The sequence below is a fragment of the Nocardiopsis coralli genome (assembly GCF_014892575.1).
Classification (GTDB): domain Bacteria; phylum Actinomycetota; class Actinomycetes; order Streptosporangiales; family Streptosporangiaceae; genus Nocardiopsis; species Nocardiopsis coralli.
In genome coordinates this window covers 100,416-117,800 of sequence record NZ_JADBGI010000005.1, presented here as the reverse complement: position 1 = coordinate 117,800, position 17,385 = coordinate 100,416, and the positions used below count along the sequence as shown (strand labels likewise).

Below are 17,385 nucleotides of genomic sequence, written 5' to 3'. Positions count from 1 at the left end.
GGAGGCGGACCCGGCGTGGGACGGCCCCCGCACCCAGCCCGGCGGGAAACCCTGTGGTCGGGTCACCGGAGCTCTGCGATCATGGCGAGGGTGTTGGCCAACTACCGTCGTCTCTTCGCCGTCCCCCACGTCCTGTCCCTGCTGGTCTGGTCGCTCGTCGCGCGTTTCTACATGCCCGGGCAGATGATCGCGGTGACCTTCCTGGTCGTCGAGTGGACCGGCTCCTACAGTTACGCGGGGCTGGTCGCGGGCGCCTTCACCCTGGGCATGGCGCTGGTCGGGCCCTTGCGCGGCAGGATGGCCGACCGGGGCAACAGCGACCGCCTGGTGATGGTGTGCGGCGTGGTGTTCTCGGCCGGGCTCACCGCCATGGCGCTGATGCCGGGCTCGCTGTGGTGGGCGGCCGCCCCGTTGGCACTGGTCACGGGCGTCTTCGGCAGTCCGGCGAACCAGGTCGTGCGCGGTCTCTGGCCCCGCCTGACGCGCGGTCCGGAACGCCAGGCCATCTACGCGGCCGAGGCCACCACCCAGGAACTGCTGTTCGTCTTCTCCCCCATCGCGACCGCCGCCGTGGTGGCCTGGGCCGGCCCACGGGAAGCGGTGCTCATGCTCGCGGCCCTGGCTCTGGCCGGTTCCGTCGGGTTCTGCCTCGCCCTGCGCAGGGCCGGGGTGACCGGGCCGGCACCGGTCGAGGAGGACGCCGAGGAGGCCGGGAGCCCGCGGCGGAGCCTGGTGCGCATCCCGGCGCTGGCGCTGCTGTTCGTCATGGCGTTCCTGACGGTCGGCGGGGTCATCGGCATGGACCTGACCATCGTGGCCTGGGCGAACGAGCTCGACGCACCGGAGTACGTCATGGTGCTGGCCTCGGTGTGGGCGCTGGGGTCGCTCGTGGGCGGCGCGGTCGCCGGAGCGCTGCCGGGCCGCCCCCGGTTGTCCAGGCGTGCGCTGGCCGCGGCGGCCGGCCTGATGCTGCTCGTGCCGTTCGCGCCGCCGGTGCTGCATCTGCCCACCCCGCTGTGGACCCTGCCCCTGTTGTTCCTGTCCGGCCTGGCGCTGGCCCCGCTGCTAGCCGCGGTCATGGGGCGCATCGGGGACCTGGCCCCGTCGAACCGCCGCTCGGAGGCCTTCGGGTGGATGGCCAGCGCGTTCGGCGCGGGCGGTGCGTTGGCGAGCCCGATGGTCGGCGCGATGATCGACGGGTTCGGGATCGCCGGAGGGATGGCCGGTGCCGCGCTGATGCTGCTGGTCTCGGCGGGCATGAGCCTGTTCGTGCCCCTGCCCGCCGAACCGTCCACCGCACCACCGCCGACCGCACGGCCCCCGGTCGAGCCGGCCCCGGTCGAGGACGGCCCCGGCGCCCGGGACGGCGGCGTCACACCCCCGGCGGAACCCGGTGCGCCCACGGACGGGCCCGCTCCAGCTGGGCCGACAGGGCCAACAGGGTCCCCTCGCCCCCGACCGGAGCGCTGATCATCGACCCGATGGGCAGGCCGTCCGGGCTCCAGTACAGGGGCACGTTGACCGAGGGCTGTCCGGTGACGTTGTAGAGGGACGTGAAGGGCGAGAACTGCGTCATCAGCTCGAAGGTGCGCTCGGGGCCCTCCTGGGTGAAGTGCCCGATCGGGACCGGCGGGCGGGCCAGGGTCGGGGCGAGCAGGGCGTCGAACTGCGCGGTCGCGGTCATGAAGGAGCGCACCCCCTGCTGGAGGCGGCCCAACGCCTGCACCAGGCGCGGGGCGGGGGTGGCGCGGGCGCGTTCGCGCAGCCACCGGTTGAGCGGGGTCAGTACGTCCTCGTGCTCGGGCGGGACGGGCGCGGCCGAGGCCATGGCGGCCCACAGCACCCCGAAGTCCTCCGCGAAGTGCCCGCCGAAGTGGGTGTCGTAGGGGACCGGGACCTCTTCGACCTCGTGCCCCAGGCCGGTGAGGAGCGCGACGGTCTCCTCGTGGGCCGTGCGCACGTCGGGGTGGAGCTCCACGCCCGCGGATCCGGTCCCGGCGTAGGTGCCGATGCGCAGGCGGCCTGGTTCCTCCTCCACGTGGCGCAGGAAACCGCCGTGGTGCTCGGGTGCACGGAACGGGTCGCCGGGCGCGCTGAAGGCCATGGTGTCCAGCAGGAGCGCGGCATCGGCGACCGTACGGGTCAGCGGGCCCGAGGTGGACAGCCCGAGCAGATCGGCGCGGGCCGGGGCGCCGGAGATCCGGCCGCGGGTGGGTTTGAGCCCGAAGAGCCCGCACGAGCTCGCGGGGATGCGGATCGATCCGCCGCCGTCGCTGGCGTGGGCGGCCGGGGCCAGGCGTGCGGCGACCGCGGCGGCCGCTCCCCCGCTGGAGCCGCCCGGGGTGAGCGCGGTGTCCCAGGGGTTGCGGGTGGGCGGGGCGACCTCGTTCTCGGTGTAACAGCTCGACCCGAACTCGGGGGTGTTGGTCTTGCCGGTGATCACGGCCCCGGCCGCGCGCAGCCGGGTGACGACGCCGCCGTCGGAGGGTGCGACGGTGTCGTGGAACAGTCGGGACCCGTGGGTCACGGGTGCACCTGCGACCGGTTCGAGGTCTTTGACCGGAACCGGGACCCCCAGCAGGGGCGGAAGCCGGTCGGGCGCGTCGGACATGACACGCTTCTCCGCATTCAGAGCCTGCTCCATGGCCATTTCTGACATGACCGAAACGAATGCACCGAGGGCCGGATCGTGCCGTTCGGTCCGCCGCAGAACATGCTCAGTGATCTCAACAGGGGACAGTTCACGACTGCGGACCAATGCAGCCAACCCCTGTGCCGTCTGGTCGTGGATCTGGGTCATGGGGCCTCAGGTTAGCGGGCACCAGAGGGGGCACCACTGGAGTTGGCGCCGCTTCTCCAGAGAGACCGACGAAGCAACGATCATGCCCCCGTTTCCTTGCGCACACACGCGTGCACACAGAAGAGCGAGGAAACAACCGTGTGAGATGTCAGGCACTAGGACTCGGATATGGATGGAACTAACCTGTCCGACGTGGAAACGGCAACGCGAGTGAACGGCCCCGAAGAGGCGTCTGGAAACCGGGAGACGGACAACCCCGAGACCCTCTTTTTCCCCAACCAACGTAAGAACCAGGACGATTCGGGCGCATCGATGTACGGCGCGCTCAAATCGAGCCAGTCCGCCCGCAAATGGATCATCCGTATCGGCGCGGCCGTGGCCGTCACCGCCGTGTTCGGCCTGCTCACCTCGGAATGGGCGGTCAGCGCGACCCTGGGCATCATCGTCATGATCGCCTGGACGATCTACAGCTCCCGGCGCGAGTCGGAGATCCCCCGCTGGCGCAAACCCTCTGCGGCACAACGGCGCACCGAGGTCCAGCTCAAGGTCATGAAGCAGCTCGGGTACCGGGTGCTGCACGCCCGGGCCGTGCCGGGCGGCAACGGGCAGATCGACCACTTCATCGTGGGTCGGCGCGGTGCGTTCGCCATCGACTCCGAGGCGTGGGACAAGCGCCTGCCTCTGCGCAACAAGCTGGAGAAGCTCTACCACGGTCGCTTCTCCAAGAACGAGCGCATCGACGAGGCCCTGGAGGAGGCCCAGCGCGCGGAAGAGCTCGTCAGCGCCGAGCTCGGACGCGACATCAAGGTCCGGGCCTCGCTGGCGATCTACGGCCCCGGCATGCCCTGGGACAGCCACCGGCTGCGCGGGGTGGACATCATCCAGGGGACCAAGGTCCGCAAGTGGTTGCGCAGCGGACGCGACCGGTTGACCGAGACGGAGATCGAGGAGATCTATCAGGCCGCGAAGAAGGCCCTGCCGGCCCGTTACTGAGGGCCGCACGAAAGCACGCAGGACACGGGCCCGGGACCGGCCACGACGAGGTGGCACCCGGGCCCTCGGTATGTCCGGGGCCTGCCTCCGGTGAACAGGACGGGCGCGCGGAGCTCTCCCCGGACCCACCGCGGACCGACTGTCTCATGATTCGGACGCAGCGTCTTCACTCATGAGACCGAAGCGCCCCTCACGAGGGATTACCATCGGAACACGCACACCCCGTAACGATGGGAGTCTCCCCGATGCCAGCCCTACGCTCACGCACCGTCACCCACGGCAGGAACATGGCCGGCGCGCGTGCCCTCATGCGCGCCACCGGTGTGGAGCGCGAGGACTTCGGCAAGCCCATCGTGGCCGTGGCCAACAGCTTCACCGAGTTCGTCCCCGGACACGTGCACCTGCGCGAGGTCGCCGAGGTCGTGGCGAACGCGATCCGCGAGGCCGGGGGCGTCCCCCGCGAGTTCAACTCCATCGCCGTGGACGACGGCATCGCCATGGGCCACGGGGGCATGCTCTACTCGCTGCCCAGCCGCGAGCTCATCGCCGACTCCGTCGAGTACATGGTCAACGCGCACTGCGCCGACGCCCTGGTGTGCGTGTCCAACTGCGACAAGATCACCCCCGGGATGCTGCTGGCCGCCATGCGCCTCAACGTCCCCACCGTCTTCGTCTCCGGCGGGCCCATGGAAGCCGGCAAGGTCACCGTCGTGGACGGCACCGCGACCAAGGTCAAGAAGCTCGACCTCATCAACCCGATGATCGCCTCCGCCGACGAGAGCGTCTCCCAGGAGGAGCTCGACGAGATGGAGGAGAACGCCTGCCCGACCTGCGGTTCCTGCTCGGGCATGTTCACCGCCAACTCGATGAACTGCCTGACCGAGGCGATGGGGCTGGCCCTGCCCGGCAACGGCACCGTGCTCGCCACGCACACCGCCCGCCGCGCCCTCTACGAGAAGGCCGGGCACCGCGTCGTGGAGGCCGCGCGCCGCTACTACCAGGACGACGACGACTCCGTCCTGCCGCTGTCGATCGCCACCCCCGCGGCCTTCGAGAACGCCATGGCGCTCGACGTGGCCATGGGCGGCTCGACCAACACGATCCTGCACCTGCTCGCCACCGCCACCGAGGCCGGCGTCGACTACGGGCTGCCGGAGATCGACGAGGTCTCGCGCAGGGTCCCGTGCCTGTGCAAGGTCGCGCCGAACACGGAGAAGTACCACATCGAGGACGTGCACCGGGCGGGCGGCATCCCCGGGATCCTCGGCGAACTGGCCCGCGGCGGCCTGCTCGACACCAGCCGGCCCACCGTGCACGGCAAGACCATCGGTGAGTTCATCGAGGAGTGGGACATCGCCGGCGAGTCCCCGCTGCCCGAGGCGGTCGAGCTCTTCCACGCCGCACCCGGCGGCAAGCGCACCACCAAGGCCTACTCCCAGAGCACACGGTGGGACAGCCTGGACACCGACCGGGAGCAGGGCTGCATCCGCTCATACGAGCACGCCTACACCAAGGACGGCGGGCTCGCGGTGCTCTTCGGCAACCTCGCCCCGCAGGGCGCGATCGTCAAGACCGCCGGCGTGGAGGAGGAGCTGTGGACCTTCTCCGGGCCCGCGAAGGTCTTCGAGTCGCAGGAGGACGCCGTCGACGGGATCCTGCGCAAGGAGATCGAGCCCGGTGACGTCGTGGTGATCCGCTACGAGGGCCCCAAGGGCGGCCCCGGCATGCAGGAGATGCTGTACCCGACGAGCTTCCTCAAGGGCCGCGGCCTGGGCAAGGCCTGCGCGCTCATCACCGACGGCCGCTTCTCCGGCGGGACCTCCGGGCTGTCGATCGGCCACGCCTCCCCCGAGGCGGCCGCGGGCGGCGACATCGCGCTCGTGGAGGACGGCGACACCATCAGCATCGACATCCCGAACCGGGGGATCGTGCTGGAGGTGCCCGAGGACGAGCTCGACACCCGCCGCGAGCGCCTGCTGAAGGAGCTGGGCCGGTTCCGCCCGGTCGACCGCGAGCGCCCGGTGACGGCGGCTCTGCGCGCCTACGCCGCGATGGCCACCTCGGCCCACACCGGCGCCGCGCGGGACGTGGAGCAGATCGAGAAGTAGGCGCCGAGCACGCCCCGGGACAAAGCGAAGCTCCTGGGGGCAGCCCCCGTGAAAAGGGTGCCCCCAGGAGCCTGGGTCGGTGGTGTGTTCCTCGGGCGCTGACAGCGGGGCCGGCCGGGACGCAGGACACCGGCCCCTGAAGCTCAGGCCGCCAGGTGCCCGGTGTAGGGCTCCCACTGTGGATCACCGTGCAGGTCGCCGTTGATCAACCGCCAGTGCGGACCCTTGGGCACCTTCGGGGTGACGTTGAGTTGCCAGCCGATCTCGTCCAGGAACTTGTCGGCCTTCCGGTGATTACAGGGTTTGCAGGCGGCCACCACGTTCTCCCACACATGTGCGCCACCGCGGCTGCGCGGAATGACGTGGTCGATGGTCTCCGCCCGCTTTCCGCAGTAACCGCACGTGTGCCGGTCCCGCCGCATGAGCGCCACCCGTGTCAGCGGCACCCGCCGTCCGTGGGGGACGTTGATGTACCGCCGCAACCGGATCACCGACGGCACCTCGTAGGTCCTCGTCGCCGAATGGAGCAGCGCCCCGGCCTCGTCCCGGTGCACGACCTCGGCCTTCTCGCGTAGAACGAGCAGGACCGCCCTGCGCAGCGGCAATGTCGTGAGCGGTTCGAAGCTGGCATTGAGCAGGAGCACGTGCCTCCGGGCGGCGGCAGTGGCATCCGCCCCGCCGTTCCGGGCACTCATCGTCCCACCCCGGCCGCCGGACGCGACGGCCGTGTCTCATCCCCGGCCAGCCGATCGGCCAGCCAGGAGACCTCCTTGTGCACCGACCCGAGGATCGGTGATTCTGTTCGCCTTGCCACACGGACCTCCCGGTGGTTCCCGCCGAGTTGCGTCCCGCATTCAGTCTGCTTGTTGGGACCGTCCCGGCGCCACCCCAATTTACGCCGGACCGCGCAGAAACCGTGTGTTCTCCGTTTTCGCGGGCCATTCCGTGTCGCCCAAAACCCTTTCCTGGACGGTTCGGAGGACTGGATAGGCTTCGGAGCATGCACGAACTCCGCTACCCCTCCGCCGAACGGCTGGACCTCACCGAGAACCTGCACGGCCACACCGTCTCCGATCCCTACCGGTGGTTGGAGGAGGCCGACTCCTCCGCGACCAAGGAGTGGGCCGAGGCGCAGGACACCCTCTACGCGCGCGCGAGCGCCGAGTACAGCGGCCGGGACCGGTTCGCCCTCCACCTGCGCGCCCTGATGGGCTCGGGCGGGGTGGGCGCCCCCGTGCACGTCGGCGCGCGGTCCTTCTACCTTCGGCGCGACCCCGACCAGGAACACGCCGTGCTGCTCATGTCCGAGGACGGGCAGGAGCGCGTGCTCGTCGACCCCGGCGCGCTCGACCCCGAGGGCCTGACCACGCTCGACGCCTGGAAGGTCGACCCGGGCGGGCGCCTGCTCGCCCACCAGCTCTCCGAGGGCGGGAACGAGGAGTCGGTGCTCCGTGTGGTCGACATCGACACCGGTGAGCTCGTGGACGGCCCCATCGACCGCGGCCGTTACTCCCCCGTCGCGTGGCTGCCGGACTCCTCGGCCTTCTACTACGTGCGCCGGCTGCCCGCCGACGAGGTCCCCGAGGGCGAGGAGCACTACCACCGGCGTGTGTACCTGCACCGCCTGGGCACCCCGACCGAGGAGGACGCGCTGGTCTTCGGCGCGGGCCGGGACATGACCGACTTCCACCTGCCCTCCCTCAGCCGGGACGGGCGCTGGCTCACGGTCACAACCTCCCGCGGGACCTCCGCCGCCACCGAGGTGCGCCTGGCCGACCTGACGGTGTCGCCTCCCGACGCCCCTGAGTTCACGGTCGTGCAGGAGGGTGTGGACGCCGCGCTCAGCCCGCACGTGGGCCGGGACGGGCGCCTGTATCTGTTCACCGACCGCGACGCCCCGCGCGGGCGCCTGTGCGTGGCCGACCCCGCGTCCCCCGGCGACTGGACCGAACTGGTCTCGGAGGACCCCGAGGCGGTCATGGAGGACTACGCGGTCCTCGACGGCCCCGACCTGGACCGGCCGGAACTTCTGGTGGCCTGGGCCCGGCACGCGGTCAGCGAGATCACCCGCCACGACCTGGCCACCGGTGAGCGCCTGGGTGCGCTGGAGATGCCGGGGCTGGGTGCGATCGGCGGGATCGTCGAGCGGCGCGAGGGCGGGCACGAGGCGTGGTTCGGTTACACCGACACCACCCACCCGTCGTCGGTGTACCGCTACGACGCCCTGGCCGGCGAGGTGACGGCGTGGGCGCACGCGCCGGGTGAGATCGAGGTCCCGGACGTCTCGGTCGAGCAGGTGACGTACACGTCGCGGGACGGCACACCGGTGCGGATGCTCGTGGTGGCGCCGGCCGACGCGGGTGAGGGGCCGCGGCCGACGATCCTGTACGGCTACGGCGGGTTCCGGATCTCCCAGCCGCCGGCGTTCTCCCCGACGGCGCTGGCCTGGGTGCGTTCGGGCGGTGTGCACGTGGTCGCGAACCTGCGCGGCGGCCTGGAGGAGGGCGAGGAGTGGCACCGGGACGGGATGCTCGAGCGCAAGCAGAACGTCTTCGACGACTGCATCGCCGCGGGTGAGCACCTGATCGCGACCGGGGTCACCACGCCCGGGCAGCTGTCGGTGCTGGGCGGGAGCAACGGCGGGCTGCTGGTCGGCGCGATGGTCACCCAGCGCCCGGACCTGTTCGCGGCGGCCGTGTGCTCCGCGCCGCTGCTGGACATGGTGCGGTACGAGCGCTTCGGCCTGGGACAGCTGTGGAACGTCGAGTACGGCACGGCCGACGACGCCGAGCAGCTGGGCTGGCTGCTGGGTTACTCGCCGTACCACAAGGTGCGCGAGGGGACCCGGTACCCGGCGACGCTGTTCACGGTCTTCGACAACGACACCCGGGTGGACCCGCTGCACGCCCGCAAGCTGTGCGCGCAGATGCAGTGGGCGACGTCGGCGGCGCCGGAGGAGAGCCCGGTGCTGCTCAGGCGCGAGTCCGAGGTCGGGCACAGCGCACGTTCGGTGAGCCGGCGGGTGTCGCTCAACTCCGAGCAGCTGGCGTTCCTCGCGCACCATCTCGGGGCGGCCACGGCCTGACCTCCGGTTCCACCGGCGTCCGTTCCGGGCACGGCCACCGGCCGCGCACGCCTCTGACCTGCACAGTGAAGCCCCGAGAGGAACAACACAGCGTTTTCCTACTCGGGAGTAACACTCTCTCCCGGGGGTGTTGAGACAATCGGAACCGTCCGACACCCCCGGAGAGCACCCACGAGAGGATCCCCGACGTGACACAGACCGAGGCCGGACCGGCGGCGAGCGAGACGCAGGGCGGGACGCCGCAGCGCCACGTGCACCTGCAGCAGGTCCGCTACGCCGACCTCGACCCGCAGTTCCACGTCAACAACGTGCGCATGCTCACCTACCTGGAGGACGCCCGGATCTCGTTCCTCCACTTCGGGCAGGGCCACACCGACCAGGTCTTCGGGGCGATGGTCGTCGCACGCCAGGAGGCCGACTACCTCGCTCCGCTGCTCCCGCGCACCGAGCCGGTCCGGGTCGAACTGTGGGTCACCGAGGTGCGCAACTCCAGCTTCACCCTGGCCTACGAGATCCTCGACGAGAACACCGTCTATCTGCGCGCCCGCACCGTGCTGGTCGGTTTCGACGTGGACCAGCAGCGCGCCCGGAGGCTCGACGCCGCCGAGCGCGCCTTCCTCGCCGACTACGCGTAGACCGACCTCACCGGGAACCGCGGGGCGGGGCGGTCACTTCAGGGAGATCGTGACGGTCTCACCGTCGTCATCGTCGTCGCCGGAATCGGCGGAGACCGACACCGAGGTCGGGTCGGACACCTGCGGGGCCGCTGTCTCCTCGGGCACGTTCACCATGCTGTGCGCGGCCATGACCATGTACTCCCACAGCTGGCGCTCCAGCGGTTCGGGGAGTTCGACCGAGTCCACGGCGGCGCGCATGTGCTTGAGCCACACGTCGCGCTCGTGCGCACCGATGCGGAACGGGAAGTGCCGCATGCGCAGGCGCGGGTGGCCGCGCTGTTCGTTGTAGGTGCGCGGCCCGCCCCAGTACTGGATGAGGAACAGGCGCAGCCGCTCCTCGGCAGGGCCGAGGTCCTCCTCCGGGTACATGGCCCGGAGCTCTTCGTCCTGGGCCACGCCCTCGTAGAAACGGCCGACCAGGCGGGTGAAGAACTCCTCCCCGCCCACGGCCTCGTAGAACGTCATGCGTACCGGCTGCTCGCCCTGGCTCTGGTGGTCATCACGCGCGGAAGTCATCGCCCCCAGGGTATGCCACGCCCTCTCGGCGCAAGGGGGACGAAGACCGCGGCGATGGTCACCCCGCACGCACGCCGGGGGCCCGGCCGCATCGGCCGGACCCCCGTGCGCTCAGCCGGAGGCCCGTACCCGCCGTGGCGGGAACGGGCGGTGCTGTGCCCGGTGCGGCCGCCCCGGTCGGAGCGGCCTTCACACCGTGTCAGCCGCGCGTGAGCTTGCGGTGCGTGACCGCGTGCGGACGTGCGGCCTCCGGGCCCAGGCGCTCGACCTTGTTCTTCTCGTAGGCCTCGAAGTTGCCCTCGAACCAGTACCAGTTCGCGTCGCCCTCCCAGGCGAGGATGTGGGTGGCCACGCGGTCCAGGAACCACCGGTCGTGGGAGGTGATCACGGCGCAGCCCGGGAACTCCAGGAGCGCGTTCTCGAGCGAACCCAGGGTCTCGACGTCGAGGTCGTTGGTGGGCTCGTCCAGCAGCAGCAGGTTGCCGCCCTGCTTGAGGGTCAGCGCCAGGTTCACGCGGTTGCGCTCACCGCCGGAGAGGACCCCGGCCGGCTTCTGCTGGTCCGAACCCTTGAACCCGAACGCGGCCACGTAGGCGCGGCTGGGGATCTCGACCTTGCCGACCTCGATGAAGGTCTCGCCGTCGGAGATGGTCTCCCACACGTTCTTGGTGTCGTCGATCCGGCCCCGGTACTGGTCGACGTAGGAGATGTCGACCGTGTTGCCGATGTTGATCTTGCCCTCGTCGGGGGTCTCCTCCCCCATGATCATCCGGAACAGCGTCGTCTTACCGACACCGTTCGGACCGATCACACCCACGATGCCGTTGGGCGGCAGCGAGAAGTTGAGGTTCTCGATGAGCACGCGGTCGCCGAAGCCCTTGGTCAGGTTGCTGACCTCGACGACGGTGTCGCCCAGACGCGGGCCCGGCGGGATCTGGATCTCCTCGAAGTCCAGCTTGCGGGTCTTGTCGGCCTCGGCGGCCATCTCCTCGTAGCGCTGGAGACGGGCCTTGGACTTGGTCTGGCGCGCCTTGGGGTTGGAGCGCACCCACTCCAGCTCCTCCTTGATGCGGCGCTGGCGCTTGACGTCCTTCTGCCCCTCGACCTTGAGACGCGACTCCTTGGTCTCCAGGTAGGTGCTGTAGTTGCCCTCGTAGGGGTAGAACTGGCCGCGGTCCAGCTCCAGGATCCAGGTGGCCACGTGGTCCAGGAAGTACCTGTCGTGTGTGATGGCCACGATGGTGCCCGGGTAGCTCGCCAGGTGGGACTCGAGCCAGTTCACGGACTCGGCGTCCAGGTGGTTGGTGGGCTCGTCGAGCAGCAGCAGGTCGGGCTGTTCGAGCAGCAGGCGGCACAGGGCCACGCGGCGCTTCTCACCACCGGACAGGCTGTCGACCGACGCGTCCTTGGGCGGGCAGCGCAGCGCGTCCATGGCCTGCTCGAGCTGGCTGTCGAGGTCCCAGGCGCCTCGGTGGTCGAGCTGCTCCTGCAGCTTGCCCATCTCCTCCATGAGATCGTCGGAGTAGTCCGTCGCCATCTTCTCGGCGATCTCGTTGAAGCGGGCCATCATGTCCTTGGTCTCGCGAACGCCGTCCTCGACGTTCTCGAGCACCGTCTTGTCCTCGTCCAGGCGGGGCTCCTGGGCGAGCAGCCCGACGGTGAAGCCCGGCATCAGGCGCGCTTCGCCGTTGGACGCCTGCTCGATGCCGGCCATGATCTTCAGAAGCGTCGACTTACCCGCCCCGTTGGGGCCCACGACGCCGATCTTGGCTCCGGGCAGGAACGACCCCGAAACGTTGTCCAGGACGACTTTGTCGCCGTGCGCCTTGCGCACGTTGTTCATGGTGTAGATGTACTCCGGCATGTCTTCCAGCCTAGGGCGTCGGGGACCGTGCCAGGGCCGCCGGCGAGCGCCGCCTCACACCGGTATCTCCCGGTGTGCGCGCGCCCGCCCCGGGACGGCCGCCAGCAGTTCGTGCGTGTGCTCGTGCTCGGGTGCCGCGAACAGGGTCCGGACGTCGGCCTCCTCGACGATGCGCCCACGGTGCATGACACCGACCCGGTGGGCGACCCGGCGGACGACGGCCAGGTCGTGCGAAATGAAGAGGTAGGCCACGCCCAGGTCCCGTTGGAGTTCGGCGAGCAGGTCGAGGATGCGCGCCTGGACGCGCACGTCCAGGGCGGAGACCGGTTCGTCGCACACGACCAGGTCGGGTTCGAGGGCGAGAGCACGGGCGATGGCCACACGTTGGAGCTGCCCGCCCGAGAGCTCCCCGGGCCGGCGGTCGGCGGTGCTTGCGTGCAGACCGACCCGGTCGAGGAGCTCCACGGCACGGGCCCTGCGCCAGGCGCGGTCCCCCACACGGAAGGCCCGCAGCGGTTCGGCGACCGAGGCCGCCGCGCCCGTGCGCGGGTCCAGCGACGCGTAGGGGTCCTGGTACACGACCTGGAACCGGCGGCGCATCCGGCGCAACCGCGACCCGCGCAGCGAGGTGAGGTCCACCCCGTCGAAGAGCACGGAACCGGACGTGGGACGGGTCAGCCCGATCACCGTCCGGGCCGTCGTGGTCTTGCCGGACCCCGACTCCCCGACCAGGGCGTAGGTCCGCCCGCGCTCGAGTGTGAGGTCGACCCCGGCGACCGCCGGTTCGGGCCCGCCGTAGTCCTTGATCAGGTTCTCGACGCGGACCAGGGGCGGGCCGTCGTTGGCATTCGGATCTGTTCGGGGCGCGTCGGCCCCGGTCGGGTCGTCCAGGCCGGGGGCCGCTTCCAGGAGGGCCCGTGTGTACGTGTGGCCCGGCCGGTGCAACACCGCGTCGGCGGGTCCCTGTTCCACGATGCGGCCTGCGGACATGACGGCGATCCGGTGCGCCCGGTCCGCGGCCACGCCCAGGTCGTGCGTGATGAGGAGCATCGACAGGTTCTGCTCGGAACGCAGGTGGTCGAGGTGGTCGAGGAGGCGGTGCTGCACGGTCGCGTCCAGGGCGCTGGTGGGTTCGTCGGCGACCAGGAGGCGAGGTCCGCCCGCCAGGGCCATGGCCACGAGCACCCGTTGGCGCATGCCTCCGGAGAGTTCGTGGGGCAGGCGCAGGGCGATGCGCGCGGGGTCGGGCAGACCGGCCTCGCCCAGGAGGCGGACCGCGTTCGTTCGTGCGCCGGCCCGGTCGGTGCGGTGGTGCAGGCGCACGGCCTCGGCGACCTGCGCTCCCACGCGCTGGACCGGGTTCAGTGCGGCGGCGGGGTCCTGGGGGACGAACCCGATCTCACCTCCGCGCACCTGGCGCAGGCGGCGTTCGGTGGCGGTGAGCACGTCGGTCCGAGTGCCCCCGGACCCGTGGAGGAGGATGCGTCCGCCGACCCGTGCGCGTCCGGACAGCCCGAGGATCGCGCGGGCGGTGGTGGACTTGCCCGACCCGGACTCCCCCACCAGGGCGAGCACCTCGCCCGGGAACAGGTCGAGGTCCACCCCGTCCACGGCCCGGTGGCGCCCCGAGCGGGTGGCATGGTCCACGCGCAGATCCCGCACGGACAGGAGGGCATCCGCTTCGTCAGGGGCAGCCGCGGTGGAATCGGGCGGTGTGGGCCTGTGAACAACGGTCATACGGGGCGCCTCGTCTCGGGGTCGAAGGCTCGGGAGATCCGGTGGGTGGAGAGCACGGTGGCCACGACGACCAGTCCGGGCAGGGTCGTCAGCCACCACGCGGTCACCATGTAGTCGCGCCCCTCGGCCACGAGCGATCCCCATTCGGGTGCGGGCGGGGCGGCCCCGAACCCGAGGAAGCTCAGCGCGGAGACGGCCAGGACCGCCTGCCCGAACTGCACGGCGGCGAGGGAGAGCACCGGTCCGGCGGAGTTGGGCAGCACGTGGCGCACCAGGACCCCGCCCCACCGCACCCCGCCCGCGCGGGCGGCCTCGACGTAGGTCGCGGTGCTCACCCGCAGCACCTCCGCGCGGGTCACACGCGCGAAGGCCGCCACGAAGCTCACCCCGACCGCGACGGCGACGTTGACGGTCCCGAACCCCAGGACGGTGATGACGGCCATGGACAGCAGGAGCCCGGGCACGGCCTGCACCACGTCCACGCACCGCATGAGGAACCCGTCCGTCCGGCCGCCCGCGAACCCGGACACCAGCCCGAGCGCGCCGCCGGCGAGCGCGCCCAGGCCGACCGCGAGGAACGTGGCCCGCAGGGTGAGCGAGGCCCCGTGCACGACCCGGGAGTGCAGATCGCGTCCCAGGTGGTCGGTGCCGAACCAGTGCTCGGTGCCGGGTGGGACCAGGACCTGCGCGGTGTCGCCGGTGAGGGGATCGTGCGCGCTGAACAGGGACGGCCACAGGGCCCAACCGGCCAGGAGCACGAAAACGCCCAGCGCCGCCGACAGGCCGGCCCCGGGCCGCGCACGGACCGCGGCCAGAGGGGTGTCGGGTGCGACTGCCGTTCCGGGTGTGTCTGCTGTGTCGGGTGCGTCCGGAGCGTCGGACGGGGCTGAAGGGCTCGGCGTGGAGGGGATGGTCATGCGGCGGCTCCGCCGGGTCGGCGCGCACCGATGCGCACGCGCGGGTCGAGCAGGGGCAGGAGGAGGTCGACCAGGAGGTTGGCCAGGACGAAGACGACCGCGGCGAGCAGGACGACCCCTTGGACGAGGGGAAGGTCCTGGGCCTCCACGGCGGTGGCGGTGATGCGTCCGATGCCGGGCCGGGAGAAGACGGTCTCCACGACGACGGCCCCGGCGAGGAGTTCCCCGGTCACGACCCCGACCAGGGTGAGGGTGGGCAGCACGCCGCCGCTCAGCGCGTGCGCGAGGTGCACGCGGGCGCGCGAGGCCCCTTTGGCGCGGGCGGTCGTGGTGTGGGGGCGGGCGAGTTCGGCGCGCAGGCCGTCGGAGAGCACCTGGGCGATGAGCGCCGCGACCGGCAGGGACAGCGTGAGGGCGGGCAGGACGAGCCCGGCGGCGCTGGTCTCCCCGCCGAGGGCGGTCAGCAGTCCCCACTGGAAGGAGACGACCTGCACGAGCACGAGCCCCACCCAGAACGTCGGCATCGCCACCCCCACCGGCGGCAGGGCGGTGAGGAACCGTGCCAGGAGCGGCGACCGGGTGTAGGTGGCCGCCACCGCCACGCCCCCGCCCAGGAGCACGGCGGTCACCAACGCTGCGCCGGCGAGCTGGGCGGTGGGCGGCAGGGCCTCGGCGAGCGCGGCGACGACGGGTTGCCCGGTCGTCAGGGAGGTTCCCAGGTCGCCGGTCAGGGCGAGGCCGAGCATGGTCAGGTACTGGATCGCCGGGGGCTGGTCGAAGCCCCACCGTTCGCGGAGTTCGGCCTCCTGTTCGGGGGTGGCGAAGGATTCCTCTCCCCCGCCGCGCAGCATGAGGGAGACGGGGTCGCTGGGCAGCAGGTAGAGCAGTGCGAAGGTGGCGGTGTAGGCGGCCCACAACACCAGGAGGGCCTGGAACAGGCGGCGCAGGACGTAGCGGGTCACCGTTCCGGTTCCGGGCCCTGCCGTGCCGAACCCTGCCGGTCGGGTACGCCGCGCCACCGCGTGCGCGTGGCGGCCCATCAGTCCTCCGTCCAGGCCTCGTAGAAGCTCAGGCGCGAGGACGCCTCGAACTCGACGCCGTGCACGTGCTGCCCGAGGCCGTGGATCTGGGCGAACTCGAAGACCGGGACGATGTAGCCCTCCTCGATGATGTGGCTCTCGGCCTGTTCGACCAGGTCGGCGCGTTCCCCGGGGTCGGAGGTCGCGGCCTGGTCGGCGAGCAGGGCGTCGAGTTCGTCCTCCTCCCCCAGCCCCGTGCGGTCGGCGTACTCGGTGTGGAAGAGGGTGCGCAGGACGTCGGGATCGGTGCGCGTGAGGTTGTACCAGGCCAGGTCGTAGTCGCCGTCTTGTTGCACGGTGTCGTACTCGGCGGGGGTCATGGAGCGCAGTTCCAGGTCGACACCGAGGTCGCGGAACTGCTGCTGGAGGAGTTCGAGCACGGTCTCGTTGGCGTTGAACAGTGGGCTGAAGATGACGTCGAGCTCGAGGGGTTCGCCGTCCTTGGTGCGCACCCCGTCGCCGCCCTCGGTCCAGCCGGCCTCGTCGAGGAGCTCCGCTGCGGCCTCGGGATCGTGCTGCAGTCCGTCACCGGTGCCGGCTGCGTGGTCGGTGACCTCGGCCAGGGGCCCGGCGGCGACGGGGTAGCGCTCGCTGAGCACGGTGTCGACGATCTCCTGGCGGTCGACGGCGAGCTGGAGCGCCTGCACGATCGCGGGGTCGTCGAACGTCGGCGAGGCGAGGTTGGGGTGCAGGTTGAAGGGGATCCCGGGGTTGGGGCGCGTGAGGACCTGCACGTCGTCGCCCTCGAAGCGTTCCTCGTCCTGGGGCGGGATGTCGGCGATGGCGTCCACCTCGCCGGAGAGCAGGGCCCCGGTGCGCACCCCGGACTCGGGCACGATGCGGAAGTCGATGCCGTCCAGCCGTGCGGGGCCGGTGTGCTCGGTGCGTTCGGAACTCCAGTCGTAGTCCTCGCGCGCGGTGGTGGTGACCTGCTGCTCGGGTTCGTAGGAGTCGAGGGTGAAGGGCCCCGACCCCTCGTACTCGCCCTGGCAGCGCTGCTCGGGTGTGGTCTCCTCCAGCGAGACCGGCGAGACCAGGCCCAGGGACATGGTGGAGGTGGCCTGGAGGAACTGGGCGTTGGGGTCGTCGAACCGCACGGTGAGGGAGAGGTCGTCGTGGACCTCGGTCCCGGCGTATCCGCCGAGGTAGCTGGAGCCGAGCTCGGCCAGGGCTCCCAGTTCGGAGACGGTGTCGAAGTTGGCGCGCACGGCCTCGGCGTCGAGGGGTTCGCCGTCGGAGAAGGTCACGCCGTCGCGCAGGTGGAAGGTGTACTCGTCCGCGTCGTCGGAGACCTCCCAGTCCTCCGCGAGCCAGGGCACGATCTCCCCGGTCTCGGGGTCCTGGTCGGTGAGGGAGTCGACGACCTGCCGTCCGACGTTGAGGGCCTGGTTGTTGCCGGACTGCTGGGGATCGACGCAGGAGGGGTCGGCGGCCAGGGCGAAGGCGAGGGTTCCGCCGTCGGAGGGGCTGCCGGTCTCGCCTCCGGCCGTGCCGCAGCCGGTGAGGACGAGGACCGGGGCCAGGGCGAGGGCGGTCCGGGCGAGTGCGGGCCCGGACGCGGGTCGGAGGGACACGGCGGTGGCTCCTCGGATGGGGGGTGGACGATCAA

At 71.2% G+C, this 17,385-nt stretch carries 13 protein-coding genes; 5 read left to right on the top strand and 8 right to left on the bottom strand.

Annotated elements, in window-relative coordinates; translation table 11 throughout:
* Positions 1-90: 90 nt before the first annotated feature.
* Positions 91-1,470, top strand: a complete 1,380-nt coding sequence (locus IDM40_RS07035; protein WP_193121278.1) for an MFS transporter — start codon at positions 91-93, stop codon at positions 1,468-1,470.
* Here the strand turns inward: IDM40_RS07035 and IDM40_RS07030 are convergent.
* A complete protein-coding gene (locus IDM40_RS07030; RefSeq protein WP_193121107.1) occupies positions 1,373-2,800 on the bottom strand; it encodes an amidase in 1,428 nt (475 codons plus the stop codon). The genes IDM40_RS07035 and IDM40_RS07030 overlap by 98 nt on opposite strands.
* A gap of 192 nt (positions 2,801-2,992) precedes the next feature.
* Between IDM40_RS07030 and IDM40_RS07025 the strand changes: the two genes are divergently transcribed.
* Positions 2,993-3,793, top strand: coding sequence for a nuclease-related domain-containing protein (locus IDM40_RS07025; RefSeq protein ID WP_193121106.1), 801 nt, complete (start codon positions 2,993-2,995; stop codon positions 3,791-3,793).
* Positions 3,794-4,038: 245 nt separating this feature from the next.
* Positions 4,039-5,901 (top strand): dihydroxy-acid dehydratase, encoded by a 1,863-nt coding sequence (gene ilvD, locus IDM40_RS07020; protein ID WP_193121105.1) that lies wholly within the window; start codon positions 4,039-4,041, stop codon positions 5,899-5,901.
* Between the two features lie 143 nt (positions 5,902-6,044).
* Here ilvD and IDM40_RS07015 read toward each other — a convergent pair whose 3' ends face one another.
* Positions 6,045-6,545, bottom strand: a complete 501-nt coding sequence (locus IDM40_RS07015) for an HNH endonuclease (protein WP_193121277.1) — start codon at positions 6,543-6,545, stop codon at positions 6,045-6,047.
* A gap of 356 nt (positions 6,546-6,901) precedes the next feature.
* On the opposite strand from IDM40_RS07015, the gene IDM40_RS07010 reads away from it, so the two are divergent.
* Both IDM40_RS07010 and IDM40_RS07005 read left to right on the top strand, forming a co-directional pair.
* The gene (locus IDM40_RS07010) at positions 6,902-8,986 is read left to right on the top strand and encodes a prolyl oligopeptidase family serine peptidase (RefSeq protein ID WP_193121104.1); all 2,085 of its coding nucleotides are present in this window, start codon (positions 6,902-6,904) and stop codon (positions 8,984-8,986) included.
* Between the two features lie 188 nt (positions 8,987-9,174).
* Entirely contained in the window at positions 9,175-9,621 is a 447-nt protein-coding gene (locus IDM40_RS07005) for an acyl-CoA thioesterase (protein WP_193121103.1), read from the top strand.
* Positions 9,622-9,654: 33 nt separating this feature from the next.
* Here IDM40_RS07005 and IDM40_RS07000 read toward each other — a convergent pair whose 3' ends face one another.
* The 6 genes from IDM40_RS07000 to IDM40_RS06975 all read right to left on the bottom strand — a co-directional run bounded on the left by IDM40_RS07000 (position 9,655) and on the right by IDM40_RS06975 (position 17,350).
* Complete coding sequence (locus IDM40_RS07000) at positions 9,655-10,179, bottom strand: globin (RefSeq protein ID WP_193121102.1); 525 nt, start codon at positions 10,177-10,179, stop codon at positions 9,655-9,657.
* 199 nt (positions 10,180-10,378) lie between these two features.
* Positions 10,379-12,043: an energy-dependent translational throttle protein EttA gene (ettA, locus tag IDM40_RS06995; protein WP_193121101.1), complete on the bottom strand. Its 1,665-nt coding sequence runs from the start codon at positions 12,041-12,043 to the stop codon at positions 10,379-10,381.
* A 54-nt stretch (positions 12,044-12,097) separates the two neighbouring features.
* On the bottom strand, positions 12,098-13,690 hold the full coding sequence (locus IDM40_RS06990; protein WP_328806958.1) for an ABC transporter ATP-binding protein: 1,593 nt from the start codon (positions 13,688-13,690) through the stop codon (positions 12,098-12,100).
* An 86-nt stretch (positions 13,691-13,776) separates the two neighbouring features.
* The gene (locus IDM40_RS06985; protein WP_193121099.1) at positions 13,777-14,697 is read right to left on the bottom strand and encodes an ABC transporter permease; all 921 of its coding nucleotides are present in this window, start codon (positions 14,695-14,697) and stop codon (positions 13,777-13,779) included.
* A complete protein-coding gene (locus IDM40_RS06980) occupies positions 14,694-15,737 on the bottom strand; it encodes an ABC transporter permease (RefSeq protein ID WP_193121098.1) in 1,044 nt (347 codons plus the stop codon). Before IDM40_RS06980 ends, IDM40_RS06985 begins: the two co-directional genes overlap by 4 nt.
* Positions 15,737-17,350 carry an ABC transporter substrate-binding protein gene (locus IDM40_RS06975; protein ID WP_216630445.1) on the bottom strand — a complete coding sequence of 538 codons (1,614 nt, stop codon included), beginning with the start codon at positions 17,348-17,350 and terminating at the stop codon, positions 15,737-15,739. Before IDM40_RS06975 ends, IDM40_RS06980 begins: the two co-directional genes overlap by 1 nt.
* Positions 17,351-17,385 lie beyond the last annotated feature (35 nt).

Excerpts from the sequence above, each read along its gene's own strand:
- IDM40_RS06980 (WP_193121098.1), bottom strand. The coding sequence starts at position 15,737 with ATGGGCCGCCACGCGCACGCGGTGGCGCGGCGTACCCGACCGGCAGGG.
- IDM40_RS06985 (WP_193121099.1), bottom strand. The coding sequence starts at position 14,697 with ATGACCATCCCCTCCACGCCGAGCCCTTCAGCCCCGTCCGACGCTCCG.
- ilvD (WP_193121105.1), top strand. The coding sequence starts at position 4,039 with ATGCCAGCCCTACGCTCACGCACCGTCACCCACGGCAGGAACATGGCC.
- IDM40_RS07000 (WP_193121102.1), bottom strand. The coding sequence starts at position 10,179 with ATGACTTCCGCGCGTGATGACCACCAGAGCCAGGGCGAGCAGCCGGTA.
- ettA (WP_193121101.1), bottom strand. The coding sequence starts at position 12,043 with ATGCCGGAGTACATCTACACCATGAACAACGTGCGCAAGGCGCACGGC.
- IDM40_RS07010 (WP_193121104.1), top strand. The coding sequence starts at position 6,902 with ATGCACGAACTCCGCTACCCCTCCGCCGAACGGCTGGACCTCACCGAG.
- IDM40_RS07030 (WP_193121107.1), bottom strand. The coding sequence starts at position 2,800 with ATGACCCAGATCCACGACCAGACGGCACAGGGGTTGGCTGCATTGGTC.